Here is a 568-nt window from a genome sequence, read left to right as displayed (position 1 = left end):
GTTGCGCCTGAACAAATTGTTGTTGCTCCTGATATAGCAGCTGTTGGTAATGGTAATACCGTAACTACTGCACTTCCTGATGCGGTGTTAGTACAAGCTGGTGTTGTTGTTGCTGTTACACTTACTAAAGCATAAGTAGAATTTGCAGTTAACGCTGGTGTAGTTACACTTGCATTTCCTGTTGCATCTAATGTTATCGTTTGGTTCGCTCCTGAATCAACCGTATACGTTACAACTGCATTTGCCGTTCCTGTGAAACTAATCACTGCTGTTGAACCTGAACAAATTGTTGTTGAACCTGAAATTGATGCTGTTGGTAATGCCGTTACTGTTACTGTAGCACTAGCTGTTTGTGCTTGACTACAAATTGGTGTTGCTGTAGTTGTTACACTTACTAAAGCATACGTTGAGTTTACTGTCAATACTGGTGTGGTTACACTAGCATTTCCTGAAGCGTCTAATGTTACCGTTTGATTAGCTCCGCCATCAACTGTATACGTTACAACTGCATTTGGTGTTCCTGTGAAACTTACAGTTCCTGTAGTACCTGAACAAATTGTGTTCGCGG

At 41.2% G+C, this 568-nt stretch carries 1 protein-coding gene; it reads right to left on the bottom strand.

What is annotated here, in order from left to right; genetic code table 11:
- A partial coding sequence (locus G4L40_RS12855) for a hypothetical protein (RefSeq protein WP_207785389.1) occupies positions 1-568 on the bottom strand: 568 nt, incomplete at both ends.

Origin of the sequence: Flavobacterium celericrescens, from assembly GCF_011392075.1 — a bacterium.
Taxonomy (GTDB): Bacteria; Bacteroidota; Bacteroidia; order Flavobacteriales; family Flavobacteriaceae; genus Flavobacterium; species Flavobacterium celericrescens.
Note: the sequence above shows the minus strand (reverse complement) of the source record. Positions and strands in the feature narration are given on the sequence as shown.